General features: G+C 67.3%; 17 protein-coding genes. 7 read left to right on the forward strand and 10 right to left on the reverse strand.

All coding sequences use genetic code 11. The features are described from left to right. Positions 1–25 precede the first annotated feature (25 nt). From AC5RTT_RS00835 to AC5RTT_RS00850, 4 genes are all read left to right on the forward strand, one after another. Positions 26–475, forward strand: a complete 450-nt coding sequence (locus tag AC5RTT_RS00835) for a hypothetical protein (RefSeq protein ID WP_494143592.1) — start codon at positions 26–28, stop codon at positions 473–475. A 92-nt stretch (positions 476–567) separates the two neighbouring features. Further along, the gene (locus AC5RTT_RS00840; RefSeq protein ID WP_494143593.1) at positions 568–987 is read left to right on the forward strand and encodes a hypothetical protein; all 420 of its coding nucleotides are present in this window, start codon (positions 568–570) and stop codon (positions 985–987) included. A 42-nt stretch (positions 988–1029) separates the two neighbouring features. After that, the gene (locus AC5RTT_RS00845) at positions 1030–1839 is read left to right on the forward strand and encodes an SDR family oxidoreductase (protein ID WP_494143594.1); all 810 of its coding nucleotides are present in this window, start codon (positions 1030–1032) and stop codon (positions 1837–1839) included. A gap of 64 nt (positions 1840–1903) precedes the next feature. Beyond that, positions 1904–3028: a glycerate kinase gene (locus tag AC5RTT_RS00850; protein WP_494143595.1), complete on the forward strand. Its 1125-nt coding sequence runs from the start codon at positions 1904–1906 to the stop codon at positions 3026–3028. A gap of 34 nt (positions 3029–3062) precedes the next feature. Here the strand turns inward: AC5RTT_RS00850 and AC5RTT_RS00855 are convergent, their stop codons facing one another. Genes AC5RTT_RS00855 through AC5RTT_RS00870 form a run of 4 tightly spaced genes read right to left on the reverse strand, consistent with a single transcriptional unit; the run spans position 3063 to position 4891 of the window. Further along, positions 3063–3806 carry an MBL fold metallo-hydrolase gene (locus AC5RTT_RS00855; protein ID WP_494143596.1) on the reverse strand — a complete coding sequence of 248 codons (744 nt, stop codon included), beginning with the start codon at positions 3804–3806 and terminating at the stop codon, positions 3063–3065. Positions 3807–3844: 38 nt separating this feature from the next. Beyond that, the gene (locus AC5RTT_RS00860) at positions 3845–4189 is read right to left on the reverse strand and encodes a LuxR family transcriptional regulator (RefSeq protein WP_494143597.1); all 345 of its coding nucleotides are present in this window, start codon (positions 4187–4189) and stop codon (positions 3845–3847) included. Between the two features lie 50 nt (positions 4190–4239). Further along, positions 4240–4371, reverse strand: a complete 132-nt coding sequence (locus AC5RTT_RS00865; RefSeq protein ID WP_494143598.1) for a hypothetical protein — start codon at positions 4369–4371, stop codon at positions 4240–4242. Then, the gene (locus AC5RTT_RS00870; protein ID WP_494143599.1) at positions 4355–4891 is read right to left on the reverse strand and encodes a DUF6328 family protein; all 537 of its coding nucleotides are present in this window, start codon (positions 4889–4891) and stop codon (positions 4355–4357) included. Before AC5RTT_RS00870 ends, AC5RTT_RS00865 begins: the two co-directional genes overlap by 17 nt. Before the next feature lie 219 nt (positions 4892–5110). Here AC5RTT_RS00870 and AC5RTT_RS00875 point away from each other — a divergent pair, with 219 nt between their 5' ends. The 3 genes from AC5RTT_RS00875 to AC5RTT_RS00885 all read left to right on the forward strand — a co-directional run bounded on the left by AC5RTT_RS00875 (position 5111) and on the right by AC5RTT_RS00885 (position 7493). Next, a complete protein-coding gene (locus AC5RTT_RS00875) occupies positions 5111–6010 on the forward strand; it encodes an SDR family oxidoreductase (protein WP_494143600.1) in 900 nt (299 codons plus the stop codon). A gap of 60 nt (positions 6011–6070) precedes the next feature. Further along, complete coding sequence (locus tag AC5RTT_RS00880; RefSeq protein WP_494143601.1) at positions 6071–6433, forward strand: hypothetical protein; 363 nt, start codon at positions 6071–6073, stop codon at positions 6431–6433. Positions 6434–6623: 190 nt separating this feature from the next. After that, positions 6624–7493: a glycosyltransferase family 2 protein gene (locus AC5RTT_RS00885; RefSeq protein WP_494143602.1), complete on the forward strand. Its 870-nt coding sequence runs from the start codon at positions 6624–6626 to the stop codon at positions 7491–7493. A 138-nt stretch (positions 7494–7631) separates the two neighbouring features. On the opposite strand, the gene AC5RTT_RS00890 is transcribed toward AC5RTT_RS00885, so the two are convergent. From AC5RTT_RS00890 to AC5RTT_RS00915, 6 genes are all read right to left on the reverse strand, one after another. Continuing rightward, entirely contained in the window at positions 7632–9584 is a 1953-nt protein-coding gene (locus AC5RTT_RS00890; protein ID WP_494143603.1) for a BCCT family transporter, read from the reverse strand. A 342-nt stretch (positions 9585–9926) separates the two neighbouring features. Further along, on the reverse strand, positions 9927–10802 hold the full coding sequence (gene fdhD, locus AC5RTT_RS00895) for a formate dehydrogenase accessory sulfurtransferase FdhD (protein WP_494143604.1): 876 nt from the start codon (positions 10800–10802) through the stop codon (positions 9927–9929). Further along, a complete protein-coding gene (locus AC5RTT_RS00900; RefSeq protein WP_494143605.1) occupies positions 10799–12124 on the reverse strand; it encodes a molybdopterin molybdotransferase MoeA in 1326 nt (441 codons plus the stop codon). The genes fdhD and AC5RTT_RS00900 overlap by 4 nt, the downstream gene beginning before the upstream one ends. A gap of 193 nt (positions 12125–12317) precedes the next feature. Beyond that, positions 12318–13193, reverse strand: coding sequence for a bifunctional 5,10-methylenetetrahydrofolate dehydrogenase/5,10-methenyltetrahydrofolate cyclohydrolase (locus AC5RTT_RS00905; protein ID WP_494143606.1), 876 nt, complete (start codon positions 13191–13193; stop codon positions 12318–12320). After that, entirely contained in the window at positions 13190–13846 is a 657-nt protein-coding gene (locus tag AC5RTT_RS00910) for a cyclodeaminase/cyclohydrolase family protein (RefSeq protein ID WP_494143607.1), read from the reverse strand. Before AC5RTT_RS00910 ends, AC5RTT_RS00905 begins: the two co-directional genes overlap by 4 nt. A 3-nt stretch (positions 13847–13849) precedes the next feature. Beyond that, on the reverse strand, positions 13850–14220 hold a 371-nt coding region (locus AC5RTT_RS00915), incomplete at its 5' end, for a glycine cleavage T C-terminal barrel domain-containing protein (protein WP_494143608.1).

Here is a 14220-nt window from a genome sequence, read left to right on the forward strand (position 1 = left end):
AGCCTCTGGGGAAAGGAAGGCCACCATGGCGGAGGACAAAGGCAGCAAAACCCGGGACGCGGACACCGACCGGGACGAGCAGGATCTGGGTGCTGGGCCGGACGGCGGGAAAATCCGCCAGGGCCCGGAATCGTCCAAGTCCCTCAAGTACTCCCAGGAGGTCACCTCGCCGGAGGATGAGCCGGAACGCGAGGGCCGAAGCCTGGCCACCACGCACCATGAGGTCATCCGGCAGTGGGCGGAGGAGCGCAGCGGCGTTCCGGCCACCGTTGAGGGCACCGAACACGGCAACCACCTGGGTGTGCTGCGGATCGACTTCGGCGGGAACAATGACAAACTCCGCCACATCAGCTGGGACGAATGGTTTGAGACCTTCGACTCCCGGCGCCTCAATTTCATCTATCAGGAACAGCGTAGCGACGGGCAACAATCCACCTTCTTCCGGCTGGAAAACCCCAACCGGGAAGACGCCTAAGCCGCACCGGCGCCCCTAATCGTTTCAGCAGCACCGGAGCACATCCGGCGACGCTTCGGCGACCGCGGACGCAAGACCACCAGGAACCAATAATGCGAGAACTCATACCGTCAGGCTCCCTCCGGGGCATGCTGCTGCCACCCACTTACGGAAGCCACGTCACGGAATCCACCGAATTCACCGTCCTGTCCGTCGAGATCTGGGCCACTGGGCTGGTGGTCAATATCCAAATGGCGTCCGAGGGGGGTCCGCAGCCGAACATCATCCTGCAGGATCACTTCGGCACTGAGTACAGATTCAGGAACTCGGCGATCCTGGGGTCGCGGAACCTGCAGGTCTTCACCCCCTCCGTGCCGCCGGGCACCCGGAGCCTGACAGTGAGGTCCGCAGACGACGCCGACCGCCCGGTGGTCACTTTCGCCGTTCCGCTCATGGCCGTCAAGGACGAGCCGGAGGCAGCAGCAGCCGCCAGGCGCTACCCTCCCGAGCCGGAACTGCGCCGCCCGGCGTAATCCCACCTTTCCAGCACCCGACACACCGAAAGGCTTGCCACGATGCAGGACACCAGCAACTTCGCGCCCGCCACCGCCATCGTCACCGGATCGGACTCCGGAATCGGCAAGGCCACCGCGGCGGCCCTTGCCAGGGCGGGCATGGACGTGGGCGTCACCTGGCACTCGGACAAGGCCGGGGCGGAGGAGACGGCTGAAGAAATCCGGGCCGCGGGCCGCAAGGCTGTCATCCGCCAGCTGGACACCACCGAACTCCGGTCCGCTGGGGCCGTGATCGAGGAGCTCGCGGACGAGCTGGGCGGCGTGGACGTCTTCGTCAATAACGCCGGCACCGGCGAAAGCACCAAGTTCCTGGACATGGACCTGGACCGCTGGATGCAGACCCTGGACACCAACCTCAACGGCGCCTTCGTATGCCTGCAGGCCGCAGCCCGCCGCATGGTCCAGGCCGGTAGGGGTGGGCGGCTGATTGCCGTCTCCAGCGTGCACGAATTCCAGCCCCGCGTGGGCTCCTCCGCCTATGACGCATCCAAGCACGGGCTGGGCGGGCTCATGAAAACCCTTGCCCTGGAACTGGCCCAGCACGGAATCACCGCCAATACGGTGGCGCCCGGTGAGATCGCCACACCCATGACGGGGCAGGAGGACGAGGATCCGACGGCGAAGGACCGCCCTGGTGTGCCCCTGGGCCGGCCCGGCGATGCGCGGGAGATTGCAGCCGTCATTGCGTTCCTGGCCTCGCCTGCCTCCAGCTACGTGAACGGGGCGGCGTGGGCTGTGGACGGCGGCATGCTCCAGATGGGGCCGCAGGCCGGGTCGCACATCACCAGCCACGAGTGGCGCGAGGGATAGGTCCTGCTGTTCGTGTTACGGCCGGGCAAGCGCTTTCCCTCGCGTTGCTGGCATGATGGAGCCCATGCGCATCCTTATTGCTCCGGATAAGTTCAAGGGCTCCTTGACGGCTGCCGAGGCCGCGGCGGCCATGGCGGAAGGGGCTTTGCGGGTTTACCCCGACGCCGTGGCCACCCAGTTCCCGATTGCCGACGGCGGCGAGGGCACCCTGGAGGCGGCAGTTGCTGCCGGCTACGAGGAACGCCTCAATGCTGTGGTGGGGCCCATCCTCGCCCCGATTGGCGCCGCCTGGGCCATCCGGAAGTCCGGTGACGGCACGGTTACCGCCGTCATCGAAACCGCGCAGGCCTCCGGCCTGGCGGACATGGAGCCCACTGCCGACAATGCCCTCCGCGCGCACAGCTACGGGTGCGGCCAGCTCATCGCTGCCGCCCTGGATGCGGGCGCCACCGAGATTGTGCTCGGGCTGGGCGGCTCCGCGATGACCGACGGCGGCAGCGGCGCCCTGCGGGCCCTCGGCCTCAAGCCGCTGGATTCCGCCGGTAACGTCGTGCCGTTGGGTGGCGGCTCCCTCGCCGACGTCGTCGCGCTGGATACCAGCGCGCTGGACCCACGCCTTGCAGCCACCACTTTCCGCATCGCCGTGGACGTCCGAAACCCCCTCTTCGGCCCGGAGGGGGCCGCCCATGTCTTCTCACCGCAGAAAGGCGCGGACCAGGACGGCATCGAACTGCTCGACGCCGGGCTCCGCAACTGGGCCTCGGTGCTGCGGGAGGCAACCGGCCGGGACGTTAATGTTCCGGGCGCGGGCGCGGCGGGCGGGTTCCCGGCGTCGTTCCTTGCCTTCACCGGTGCCGCGCTGGAGGGTGGCTTCGCGCTGGTGGCCGGACTCACCGGACTGGCCGACCAGCTGTCCGGCGCCGACCTGGTGATCACCGGCGAAGGGTCTATGGATTCGCAGTCCCTCACGGGCAAGGCTCCCATCGCGCTCGCCGACGCGGCTCGGGAGAAGGGCATTCCGGTGATCGTCGTGGCGGGCCGGATCCTGGTGACCCTCGAGGACCTTGCCGGGCACGGCGTGGTGGCCGCGGCGCAGTTGCTGGACGTGGCCTCCAGCCCGGCAGACGCCGTCGCCAATGCCGGAAAATACCTGGCCTGGGCAACAAGCCAGGTGCTCGAAGGAGCCTAAGTTCCGCAGTTGCCCGGCCGGGGCTTGGGCTGCTTCAGTGCGCCCCCACCCGCAGCGCGTGGTCAACGGCCGCCCCGGCACCCCCGGTCCAGGGCTCCCCGTGGCCCGGGAGCACAGTGTCGACGCCGGTAGCCGCCACTGCATGCAGCGATGAGAGTGCCTGCGTGGTGTCCTTGGTCGCTGCCGAGGCCACAATCTGCGGCCCCCGGTTGCCGGTGTAAGGGTCCAGGGTCACCAGGGCGTCGCCGCTGAAGACAGCATTCCGGCCGGGCAGGGACAGAATGCAGTGCCCGTCCGTGTGGCCAGGAGTGTGCACCGCCATGGGCCGGCCCGGGACGTCCAGCGCATCGCCGGTGCGCAGCGGGCGGGTGCTGGACACACCCTTGACCTTCAGGGCCCCGGCTGCCGCCATGCTTCCCAGGAGCGGCAGGGACCGGGGATGGGCGAAGGGGTAGAGGAACCTGTTGCGCTGGGGCTTGTACCGGTAGGGGTGGGCCGCCAGGTGCGAGTCGCCGGGATGGACCAGCACCGGGACGTCCCACTCCTGCTGCGCCCGAACCGCGAACCCCACATGGTCGAAGTGGCCATGCGTCAGCACCAGGGCCTTGATGTCCTCCGGGCGCCGGCCCCGGTCCTCGAGCAGCTGCAGCAGCATGGACCACATGGCCGGCAGGCCGGCGTCCAGCAGGGTCAACCCGTCGTCATCCTCGATGACATAGCAGTTGACGTGGGCCTGCGTGATGAGGTGGATCCCGTCCGCCACGTTGGGCCTGATCATGGAGCTCCCCCCAAGCAAATGCGCCTGGATCGCGCCCATCAGCCGACGATGGTGGTGTTGCGGCGGCGGCGCCAGATCAGGATCAGGATCAGGACAACTACAGCAATGGCGCCAATCACCCACGGCGCCCAGTCCAGCCGGGTGGCCTCATTCTGCGCGGACTCGCCGGTTCCGGGGTTGGCCGGGCCGCTGGAGGCGGTGTCGCCGGGGGACGGCGTGGGGGTGTTGCCGGCCGGCGCCAACACCCCTCCGGAGAACTCCGTGCCTGCGTGGATGACGCTGTCCTGGCTGGCGGGCGCTGCTGCCGGGGACGCGCCGGCCGGCAGGGCCGGGACAACCAGGAGCAGCAGGGCAAGGAGAATGGTTTTCGCAATGGTTCGCATGGATTCCTCTCGTTATCGAGCCGGCTCAGGCGCCGGTCTCGTAGTGTGGTTCAGCAGATGGACAGCGAATGCTTATAGAGCTTGAGCGCCGCGCCGCCGCGCTTGACCGGCCACGGCGTTGCCTTCTTGATGGCTGCCTCCCTGGTCTCCAGCAGCCCGTGCTCTTTAGCCCATTTCGACATCGCTGCTTCTTCCGGTAGCGGTTTTGCCGTTCGCCGCGGCGCGCCTGTTCAGGTGCAGGGGGACATAGACCAGCAGGACCAGCAGTACGCCCAGCAGCGCGCCTCCTGCGGTGAAGCCGGCGGACCGGTTCAGCGTTACGTCGAAGACCAGCGCCGCCGTCCCGGCGCTGAGGAGGGCAACGCCGCCCAGGGCGATCTTGGTGATGGTGTCCGCGCTTGAGACGAGGGTTTCCTTGAGCCGCTTGCGGAAGAGGCGCCGGTGGACGCTGACAGGGAGGAGGATGAATGCCGTGGTCAAGGCTGCAATTACCACGTTGACCAGGTACAGGTTCACCTGGAAATCGTCCAGGCCCTCAAACCGCTCCTGGAATGGGAGGGTGAGCAGGAAACCTGCCAGGATCTGGACGCCGGTCTGCAGCACGCGGAGTTCCTGCAGGAGCTCCGCCCAGTTTCGGTCCAGTTGTTCCTCGCGGGTCTCGTTCCGCCCCGTTCTGCCGGTGTAATCCTCCACCTCTGACATTGCCTCTCCTTCCTGCGACAGCCAGGCCTTGGTCCCTTTCTACTCCCCAGATACCCAGAAACAAGGCAAGCATTGCGTCCCGACCATCATTTGATAAGTTTACTGATTATTCCTACCAATCGGTGGACTTGTTCCTCCGGCCGGGATAGCTTCGAATGGCCGGTGCCCCGGCAGGGCCTTTCGAGACCGGCACAGCGGAACCGAAACAGGGAGCGGACTATGAGCGGCAGTGACAAGCAGACAGACCAGCCAAAGGACCCCCGGGGCGGCTACCACGCGGGCCCGTTCCCGGAGCAGGAACAAAAGCAGCCCGGCCTCACGGCGCCCATGGACCCCAAGCCGGACCACGGCGAGCTCAGCTATGAGGGGCATGGAAAGCTGGAGGGAAAGGCCGCACTCATCACTGGCGGCGATTCCGGGATCGGCAAGGCAGCGGCCATCGCGTTCGCCCGCGAGGGGGCCGACGTCGCTATCTCCTACCTGCCCGAGGAGGAGGACGATGCCCAGGACACCGCCGACTGGATCCGGAAGGCGGGCCGGCGCGCCCTCCTGTTTGCCGGTGACGGGCGGGAGGAAGAGTTCAGCACCCGGATCGTGGAGGAAACGGCGTCCGAGTTCGGACGCCTGGACATTGTGGTGCTGAACGCGGCCTACCAGAAGAACCGCGAAAGCCTTGAGACCCTGCCCACGGAGGAATTCGACCGGGTCTTCAAGACCAACCTCTACTCCCTGCTGTGGAGTGCCCGGGCGGCCGTGCCCCACCTGAAAGCCGGAGCCTCCATTATCACCACCGCATCGATCCAGGCATTCAACCCCTCGCCCGGCCTGATCGACTACGCCATGACCAAGGCGGCGCAGGTGGCGTTCACGAAGGCCCTGGCGCAGGAACTTGGCCCCAAGGGCATCCGGGTCAACGCGGTGGCCCCCGGCCCCATCTGGACGCCGCTGATTCCCGCCACCGAATGGCCTGACAAGCTTCCCAAGTTCGGCCAGGACACGCCCCTGGAACGTGCGGGCCAGCCCGCCGAGTTGGCGGCATCCTACGTGCTGCTGGCCTCCGAGGACGGATCCTACATTTCAGGAGCCGTACTTCCGGTGACCGGCGGCAAGGGACTCTGAGCAGACGCCGGGAGCCAGGCCCCAAGACCCTTTCAAACCGCAACCCCAACAGGAGGAACCATGACGGAAAACCAGCAGGCCCGGCCCGAGTCGGATCCTGGCGGATACGGAACCCCGACCGCCGAGCAGGAAATGGGCGGAAGCCAGGGCGCAGGCGGCGCACCCGCCGGCAGCCAGGCAGCAGGCAGCGCCGACACCAACGAGCCGCAGGGCGGGGCCGGAACGGAGCCTGTTCCGCACGACATGGACCTGCCCTCCAGCGCCGCGGAGATCGACGAGTCCAACGATGATTCGCAGGGCTCTGCGCCCGTCTCTTCGGAGTCCGGCCAGGAAGCGGCCGGCATCCCGGACGGCAGCGGCAACGACCTTCCGCAGGAGAAATCTCCCAAGGACGATGGCGGCGAGAGCTTCGACGCCGGCTGATCCTGTGTGAACGCGGCCTGGGCGAAAACAGCCCACAGGCAAAGGGCCCCCGTTCCCGTTCCTCGAGGCTTCGAGATGCGGGGACGGGGGCCTTTGCCGTGCCGCCGGCATACATGCCCGCGGTCTGGGTAAGAACATTCGGAACCCATTCACCAGTTGCCGGCACCGACCGCCGGCACCAGGAGGAACTGTGAGCAGGAGATCGTCAGAACAGTGGGCACGCCCGGCAGGCCTGCCCGGCCAGGTACCCGTCGACGTACTGGTGCCAACCTGCAACCGCCCGGCTGAGCTCGCTGTCACCCTCGCCGGGCTCGCCGGACAGGCTGACCCCGCGTTCGCCGTCGTCATCAGCGACCAGTCCACCGGGGACCCGGGATGGGAGCATCCCGCCGCTGCCGCCATGGTCCGGGTCCTGGAGGCGCAGGGGAGGCCGGTCACGCTGCTCCGCCACCTGCCGCGGCGCGGGCTGGCCGAACACCGCCAGTTCCTGCTGGAGCAGTCCAAGGCGGACCAGTGCCTCTTCCTTGACGACGACGTGTGGCTGGAACCGGGTGCCCTGGAGCGGCTGAGCACGGCGCTGGATGAGCTCGCGTGCGGCTTTGTGGGAATGGCGCCCCAGGGGCTGTCCTACCTGGATGACAGGCGCCCTGACCAAACCGCCAATTTCGAAGCCTGGGAGGGGCAGGTTAGTGCGGAGCGCATCCGCCCCGGCGCCCCCGGCTTCGAGCGTTGGCCGCTCCACAGCGCAGCCAACCTCAGCCACCTGAGTGCCGAGCTGTCCCTGGAGCCCGGCCAGTGGGTGCCGTACCGGGTGGCATGGCTGGGTGGCTGTGTGCTCTACCGGCGGGAAGCACTGAACGACGCCGGCGGGTTCACGTTCTGGACGGACCTGCCGGTTGACCACGCGGGGGAGGACGTCCTGGCCCAGTGGCAGGTCATGGAGCGGTTCGGCGGGGCCGGCATTTTGCCGTCGGGGGCAGTCCACCTGGAGTCACCCACGACGGTGACGGACCGGCGGGTGGAGGCCTACGACGTGGTGCTGAACCGGGAATCGGCGTAGATCAGCAGGGCGAACCAGGCCAGCGAACCAGGTCACGGTCAGGACCCAGTAAGAGTCGCCGTCCAGCAATAAGCCCCAGCAATAAAGAGTTAAAAGACTCCGGCCCCGGTGGTGTCCACCGGGGCCGGAGTCGATCGGCTATTTCTTTGCGTTGTCCACCACGGAGCTGCCGCCCGGGCAGGCTTCAGGGTCGGGGCATGTTTCGCCGCAATCGTGTTTGGTCACGAGCTCGAACTGGGCGCCGCCGTGCTGCTCCACACCGGTGCGGATGGCCCGCTCCACCACTGACGTCGCCAGTCGGCGGCGCAGGGCGAGGGGATCCCGGCGCAGGTCCTTGGCCAGGGCGAAGCACAGCAGCAGCATGACGATGATGAACGGCAGGGCCGCCACGATGGTAATCCGTTGCAGGCCGGACAAGGCCTCGGCGGGCTCGTCACCGCCCGCCAGCAGCATGACCGCAGCCACCGCCCCGGTCAGCGTTCCCCAGAAAACGATGACGCCGCGGTTGGGCTCGGTCGAGCCATTGGAGCTGAGCGAACCCATCACGAGGGAGGCGGAGTCCCCGCTCGTGACGAAGAAGATCGTGATCAGCAGCATGGCCAGCGCGATGACGGCCGTGATGACCCAGACCGGCAGGGGCAGGTGCTTAATCAGTTCGAACAAGCTGCCGTTGAAATCGACGGCGAGTGCGCCGTCGACGAGCTTCGCAACGCCACCGTCCGGGTTGCCGGACGCGGCTGCTACTTGCTGGAGGTTGATGGCCGTCCCACCAAAGATCCCGAACCAGGCGATGCTGACGACACTCGGGACCAGGATCACGCCGGTGACGAACTGGCGGATGGTGCGGCCGCGGCTGATCCGGGCGACGAACAGGCCCACGAAGGGCGTCCAGGAGATCCACCATGCCCAGTAGAAGATGGTCCAGCCGGACATCCAGGTGCGCAGGGCTTCGTCGCCGACGGCCTCGGTGCGGGACGACATCTCGGCCAGGTCGCGGACGTAGTCGCCGACGGCGGACGGGATGAGGTTAAGGATGAACAGCGTGGGGCCGGCGACGAACACGATGAGTGCCAGGGTGACGGCCAGGACCATGTTGATGTTGGAGAGCCACTGGATGCCGCGGCTGACGCCGGAGACGGCGGAGGCCACGAAGCAGAAGGTCAGGATGGCCACGATCACCACAAGGATGGGGGTGCCGATCTCGCCGGCCCAGCCGTTGGACGTGAGTCCACTGCCGATCTGCAGCGCGCCCAGGCCCAGGGACGCGGCGGTGCCGAAGAGGGTGGCGAAGATGGCCAGGATGTTGATGAACTTGCCGATGGGGCCCTCGACGGCGCGCACGCCGAAGAGCGAGGTGAAGGCCGCGGAGATGAGCTGGCGGCGGCCAAGTCGGTAGGTGCCGTAGGCGAGAGCGATGCCGACCACCGCGTACATGGACCAGGGATGCAGGGTCCAGTGGAAGATGGAAGTCGCCATGGCTGTCTGGATTGCTTCGGGGGTCTGGCCGTCCACGCTGCCTGGCGGGGGCGAGATGTAGTGGTAGAGCGGTTCGGCCACACCGTAGAACATCAGGCCGATGCCCGTGCCGGCAGCGAACATCATGGAGATCCAGGAAATCGTGCGGAACTCCGGCTTCTCACCGTCCTTGCCCAGCGGGATGTTGCCGAACTTGCCCAGCGCCAGCCACAGGACGAAGATCACGAACAGCGAAGCCAGGAGCATGAAGAGCCAGCCCGTGTACTCCATGACCCAGTTCAGTGCGGCCGTGGACGTAGTAGACAGGCTGTCCCGACCCGTGAAACCCCAGATCACGAAGGCGACTGCGGCGGCGCCCGTGATCCCGAAGGTGACCTTGTCCAGGACGAGCTTGCGGTTGCGGCGCTGGGAGACAGCCTGCTCGGTTTTGCTCTGGCGCAGTTCCTCGAGGATTTGCTCGTACTCCTCGTTCTCCTGGGGGAGGGTAGTTTCGGCCTCGGCGGGGTCTATGGGGGCCGCCGTGGCGGAGTCCGGAAGGGCGGGATCGGTCAGCGGGTCTGTGCCTGCTGCCGGTTTCTCGGGGTGGGGAGATTTTGTTTCACTGTTGATGGCCATGAGCGGGTCCTTTGCTCGGCGAGTCATGGGTGTGCGATTTGGCGTGGAGTATCAAGCCGGAGAGTCCCGTGGGAAGGCTTGGGGGGCAGGCCTTGTGCATGATGCACCTCTTAGGTTGAGAAACGTGGTCGCATTCGGGCTGGTAGCCCTTTGGGGAGGTGTTCCGCAGGAGTCAACAGAACTCGCGCTAAGCAACAGAGTGAATCACGCCACATTCAAAGTCAAGGTATTTCATCTCGTGACGAGGCTCTCTTGACAGTTGCCGTGGCGTGAGTCACACTGTTGCCTATCGCGATGCGCGTTGCGCATGCAGCTACAAGCACCCCAGTACGGCAGGCTGCTCTAGGCAATGCTTTCCTGCCGCACCGCCGTCGCTGGCCGTCCCACCCGTTCCCGGCCGGCGTAGACGTTGAAGCTGTGGCCCCTGCTGAAGCCGACAAGCGTCACGCCCGTTTCGGCAGCCAGGTCTGCCGCCAGGCTGGAGGGTGCGCTGACCGCGGACAGGACCGGAATCCCCGCCAGTGCGGCCTTTTGAACGAGCTCGAAGGATGCGCGCCCGGAGACCTGCAGCACGGTGCCGCGGAGCGGCAGCTGCCCCTGCCGGAGGGCCCAGCCCACCACCTTGTCCACGGCGTTGTGGCGGCCAACGTCCTCGCGGAGGCACAGCAGCTCCGCGTCCCGCGCGTCAACCCTGAACAGGCCGGCAGCATGGACGCCGCCGGTCTTGTCGAACACGGCCTGCGCTGCCCGCAGCCTGTCCGGCAGGCCCGCCAGGACGTCGACAGGGACCTGCAGGCCGTCCTGTTCCGGGTGGAAATGGATAGCCTTGCGGACTGCGTCGATTGACTCCGTCCCGCAGATGCCGCACGAGCTTGAGGTGTACACGTGCCGCATGGTGTCCGGCATTGGTACGTCCGGCGCCAGCTGGGTATCCACCACATTGAAAGTCTGGGTTTCCCCGTTCCTGCCTGCGCAGAACCGCAGTGAGACCAGGTCCGCCTGGCGCCGGATGACGCCTTCCGAGACGAGGAAGCCCGCCACCAGGTCGAAATCGTCTCCCGGCGTGCGCATGGTGACGGCGAAGGAGCGGCCGTTGAGGCGGATCTCAAGCGGTTCCTCGGCGGCCAGGACATCTTCCTTGTGCCGCACCGGGTACTCGGTGTCTGACCCGTCCAGATGGAAGCGGTGGATTTTGCGGCGCTGGGTCATGCGGGTCATGGCGTGCTCAATCCTTGGGGGTTCGTGCCGGTAAGCAGGGCCGGGGCGGGGGTCCAGGGAAGCGGAAGTACCGGGACGGGCTGCCCCGAGTCCACGCCGTCCGGCGGCACCACCATGACCCCGTCCGCCCAGGCGAGCCCCCGCATCATGCCCGGGCCCGTGTGCTGGACAGGAAACGCCAGCCCCGACAGGAACCTGCAGGGGACCAGGCGGGTCCGGCCGGGGTCCGGTGCCATGTCGCTGCCGGACAGCACGTCCGTCGCGGCGGGCAGCGGGCGGCCCGCCAGTGCGGCGAGCAGCGGCGCCCCCACGGTCAGGAGCGCCATCATGGCCGCCAGGGGATTACCCGGCAGCCCGGCCACAAACCGCCCGTCCGGGAGTTCGGCCAGGACGGCAGGGTGGCCGGGGCGCATGGCGATGCCGTCGAGCAGGATGCGGCCGCCCAGGCAGCCAATGGCGGCACGGAAATGGTCTGTACCGGACCGTCCGGTCCCGCCTGTGGTGATGATGACATCGGCCTGCCCTCCGTCAGGCACACTGGCGGTGTCGAGGGCGGACAGCCACTCGTCAAAGGAATCGCCGATCCTTACGGGACTGCCGGCAATGCCGCCCAGCTGCGAAAGGACTGTGCCCAGCTGCGGCCCGAAGGTATCCCTGACCTCTCCCGCCACGGGGACTCCCCGCGTCACCACCTCGGAACCGGTAAGCACGACGGCCACCGAAGGCAGGGCGCGGACCTGGACTTCATCATGCCCCGCCACAGCGGCCAGGGCGATGCGTGCCGGGTTAATGACGGTGCCGGCGGGCAGCAGCACATCGCCGGCCAGGGCCTCCTCGCCTGCAGGACGGATGTGTTGTCCGCGGCGCGGTTCATCCGGCCGGGCGCCGGGCCGGACGGTAAGGGCCGGGCTGCCATTCGGCCCTTGTACCACCTCGCCGCTCTCCTTGCGCAGGATGGCCTGGGCACCGGCAGGGACCAGGCCGCCGGTGGCAATGACTCTGGCATGGTTGGCTGCCAGGCGGCCCTGCGCTGCGAGGCGCGGGTACGCCGGCGGCTGCTCCGGATTGGGAAGCAGCCAGGGGCCTGTTCCGTTGACGGCCCAGCCATCCATGGCCGAGGACGCGTAATGCGGCAGATCCTGCAACGCCGTGACATCGCGGTGCAGGACCCGTCTGTCAGCGTCCGCCAGCGGAACCCAAACGGGCGGAAGCGGCCGGGCACACTCGTACGCCAGCTGCCGGGCCTCGGCCCAGGAGGGGGCCGCATGGCAGGGCTGTGCGTGGGCGGCCGGCGGACCGGCCTCAGTTTCAGAGGTGAGCATCGTTGCTCCTTCCCTTTCGGATGGATGGCGGAACCGGCCGGGGTACGGCAATGGCCCCGTTATCCGAAAACGGTGCTTCGATGAGGAATACCTCCCCAGGTTTTAGGCCCACCGAAGCACCAGTTACGGATAACGGGACCATCAGGCCCGTGTTGATTGCGTTTAACTGCCCGTCGTTCCTTCCGCGGCTGCCCTAGCCCGCAGCTTCAAGGACGAGAGCCGGCGACTGTTGCCGCGCCGCCTCCACCGTGTGGAGGAGCAGCAGCGCCGTGGTGACCGAACCCACCCCGCCCGGGACGGGGGTGAGGGCGGCAGCTACGCCGCTGACACTTGCCGCATCAACGTCGCCCACCAGGGAACCGTCGGGAAGAACGTTCGTGCCGACGTCGACCACTACGGTCCCGGGGGAGACCTGGCTGCCGGTCAGCAGGCCAGTCCGCCCTGCCGCGACCACCACCACGTCCGCCTCCTTGGTGTACTTCGCAAGCGGTCCGGACCTGGAGTGGCAGACCGTGATGGCGGCGTCACGTGCCAGCAGGAGGAGGGAGAGCGGCTTCCCCACCACGGCAGAGCGGCCTACAATCACCACGTTCCGGCCTGCCACCGGGATTGCATAGTGGTCAAGGATTTCGACGACGGACCGCGCGGTGGCGGGTGCGAAGGCCGGCTGGCCCACCGCCAGGCGCCCCAGGCTGAGCGGGTTCGCGCCGTCGATGTCCTTTTCGGGCGCGATGAGTCCCACGAGGGAATCCGTGCGCACGCCATCCGGCAGCGGCGTCTGCAGGATGATGCCGTTCACCGACGGTTCAGCGCTCAGGTCCCGCAGGACACTGGCCAGGACCTGTTCGGTGGCGTCGTGCCCGAGGTCGATGATCCGGCAGCCAATTCCAGCACGTTCGGCTGCCCGCTCAATCGAACGGACGTACCACTTGGTCGACTCGTCGTCGGTGGCCATGACAACGGCCAGGACAGGACGGACGCCGTCGTGCTCCAGGGACTTGATGTCCTGCTGGACCCGTTGCCCGATGATCCCGGCAAGCTCCTTGCCGGACAGGGTGGCAGTAGTCAATGGAGGATCCTTTCACGTACGCGGGCTACGAGGGAGTCGGCGGCGAGCACCACTTTGTCCTCGAGGCCGTCCGTTTCCTGGGCGAGCTGTGCACGCGCACCGGGGTCCTTGACGGCCACCACATTGATGTCGATATTGACCCGTGCGGTGGTTGCCGCCGCACGGGCGGCATCGGCGGCGGCGGCAACATCGCTGATCACGTTGGGATTGGCCACGTCGAACAGCTCGGTTGCGAGCTCCACCACGGACCCAGCAACACCGATAAGGTTTGCCGGTGTCCTGGCTGCCTGGACGAGGGCGTCCTGGATGGTGGCGGCACGGGCCGCCTTGAGCTCCGCTGATTCCGAGGGGAGCTTGTAGGCATCGATGACTCCCTGGAAGGCAGCTTCATCTGCATCCGCCAGGCCCAGTGCTTCGAGCACCAGACCCTCGGCGGCTTCCGTGACGCGCTGCACCAGGGCCGCGTGCTGCTCATATTTCGCGCCGGTGGAGTAGCGGGCCACCATTGCCACAAGGGCAGCGCCCTGGGCGGCGTGCAGCGCGGCTGCCGCGCCGCCGCCCGGGGTGGGCTGGCGTGAAGCCAGCCGCGTGAGGTAGCTGCTGATGGTCTCCGAGCCGATGGTTGCGGTCCCGGCCGTTTCCGTTCCGGTCATGGCTTAGCCCCGGAGCCTGGTCATGGTGGGGTCGTAGAGGGGGTCTTGGGTGATGGTGGCGGGGATGCGGCGGCCGAAGTATTCGATTTCGACGGAGTCGCCGATGGAGACTTCGTTGGGGAGGTAGGCGTAGGCGATGGGTTTTTGGACGGTGTAGCCGTAGGCGGCGCTGGTGACGTAGCCGAGGGGCTGGTCTTTGTAGAACACGGGTTCTTTGCCCAGGACGATGGAGCGGCCGTCGTTGATGGTGAGGCAGCGCAGGCGGCGTGCGGAGTTCTCCTCGGTGCGGCCTTCGAGGGCGGCTTTGCCGACGAAGTTGTCTTTGGTCATTTTGACGGCGAAGCCGAGGCCGGCTTCGTAGGGGTCGTGTTCGG

This window comes from Arthrobacter sp. Y3221157 (genome assembly GCF_059089865.1).

Bases quoted from the DNA above. Each gene is read 5' to 3' on its own strand.
- AC5RTT_RS00880 (WP_494143601.1), top strand. From the start codon at position 6,071: ATGACGGAAAACCAGCAGGCCCGGCCCGAGTCGGATCCTGGCGGATAC.
- AC5RTT_RS00900 (WP_494143605.1), bottom strand. From the start codon at position 12,124: ATGCTCACCTCTGAAACTGAGGCCGGTCCGCCGGCCGCCCACGCACAG.
- AC5RTT_RS00870 (WP_494143599.1), bottom strand. From the start codon at position 4,891: ATGTCAGAGGTGGAGGATTACACCGGCAGAACGGGGCGGAACGAGACC.
- AC5RTT_RS00840 (WP_494143593.1), top strand. From the start codon at position 568: ATGCGAGAACTCATACCGTCAGGCTCCCTCCGGGGCATGCTGCTGCCA.
- AC5RTT_RS00910 (WP_494143607.1), bottom strand. From the start codon at position 13,846: ATGACCGGAACGGAAACGGCCGGGACCGCAACCATCGGCTCGGAGACC.
- AC5RTT_RS00890 (WP_494143603.1), bottom strand. From the start codon at position 9,584: ATGGCCATCAACAGTGAAACAAAATCTCCCCACCCCGAGAAACCGGCA.
- AC5RTT_RS00855 (WP_494143596.1), bottom strand. From the start codon at position 3,806: ATGATCAGGCCCAACGTGGCGGACGGGATCCACCTCATCACGCAGGCC.
- AC5RTT_RS00850 (WP_494143595.1), top strand. From the start codon at position 1,904: ATGCGCATCCTTATTGCTCCGGATAAGTTCAAGGGCTCCTTGACGGCT.
- AC5RTT_RS00875 (WP_494143600.1), top strand. From the start codon at position 5,111: ATGAGCGGCAGTGACAAGCAGACAGACCAGCCAAAGGACCCCCGGGGC.
- AC5RTT_RS00845 (WP_494143594.1), top strand. From the start codon at position 1,030: ATGCAGGACACCAGCAACTTCGCGCCCGCCACCGCCATCGTCACCGGA.
- AC5RTT_RS00865 (WP_494143598.1), bottom strand. From the start codon at position 4,371: ATGTCGAAATGGGCTAAAGAGCACGGGCTGCTGGAGACCAGGGAGGCA.
- fdhD (WP_494143604.1), bottom strand. From the start codon at position 10,802: ATGACCCGCATGACCCAGCGCCGCAAAATCCACCGCTTCCATCTGGAC.
- AC5RTT_RS00860 (WP_494143597.1), bottom strand. From the start codon at position 4,189: ATGCGAACCATTGCGAAAACCATTCTCCTTGCCCTGCTGCTCCTGGTT.
- AC5RTT_RS00835 (WP_494143592.1), top strand. From the start codon at position 26: ATGGCGGAGGACAAAGGCAGCAAAACCCGGGACGCGGACACCGACCGG.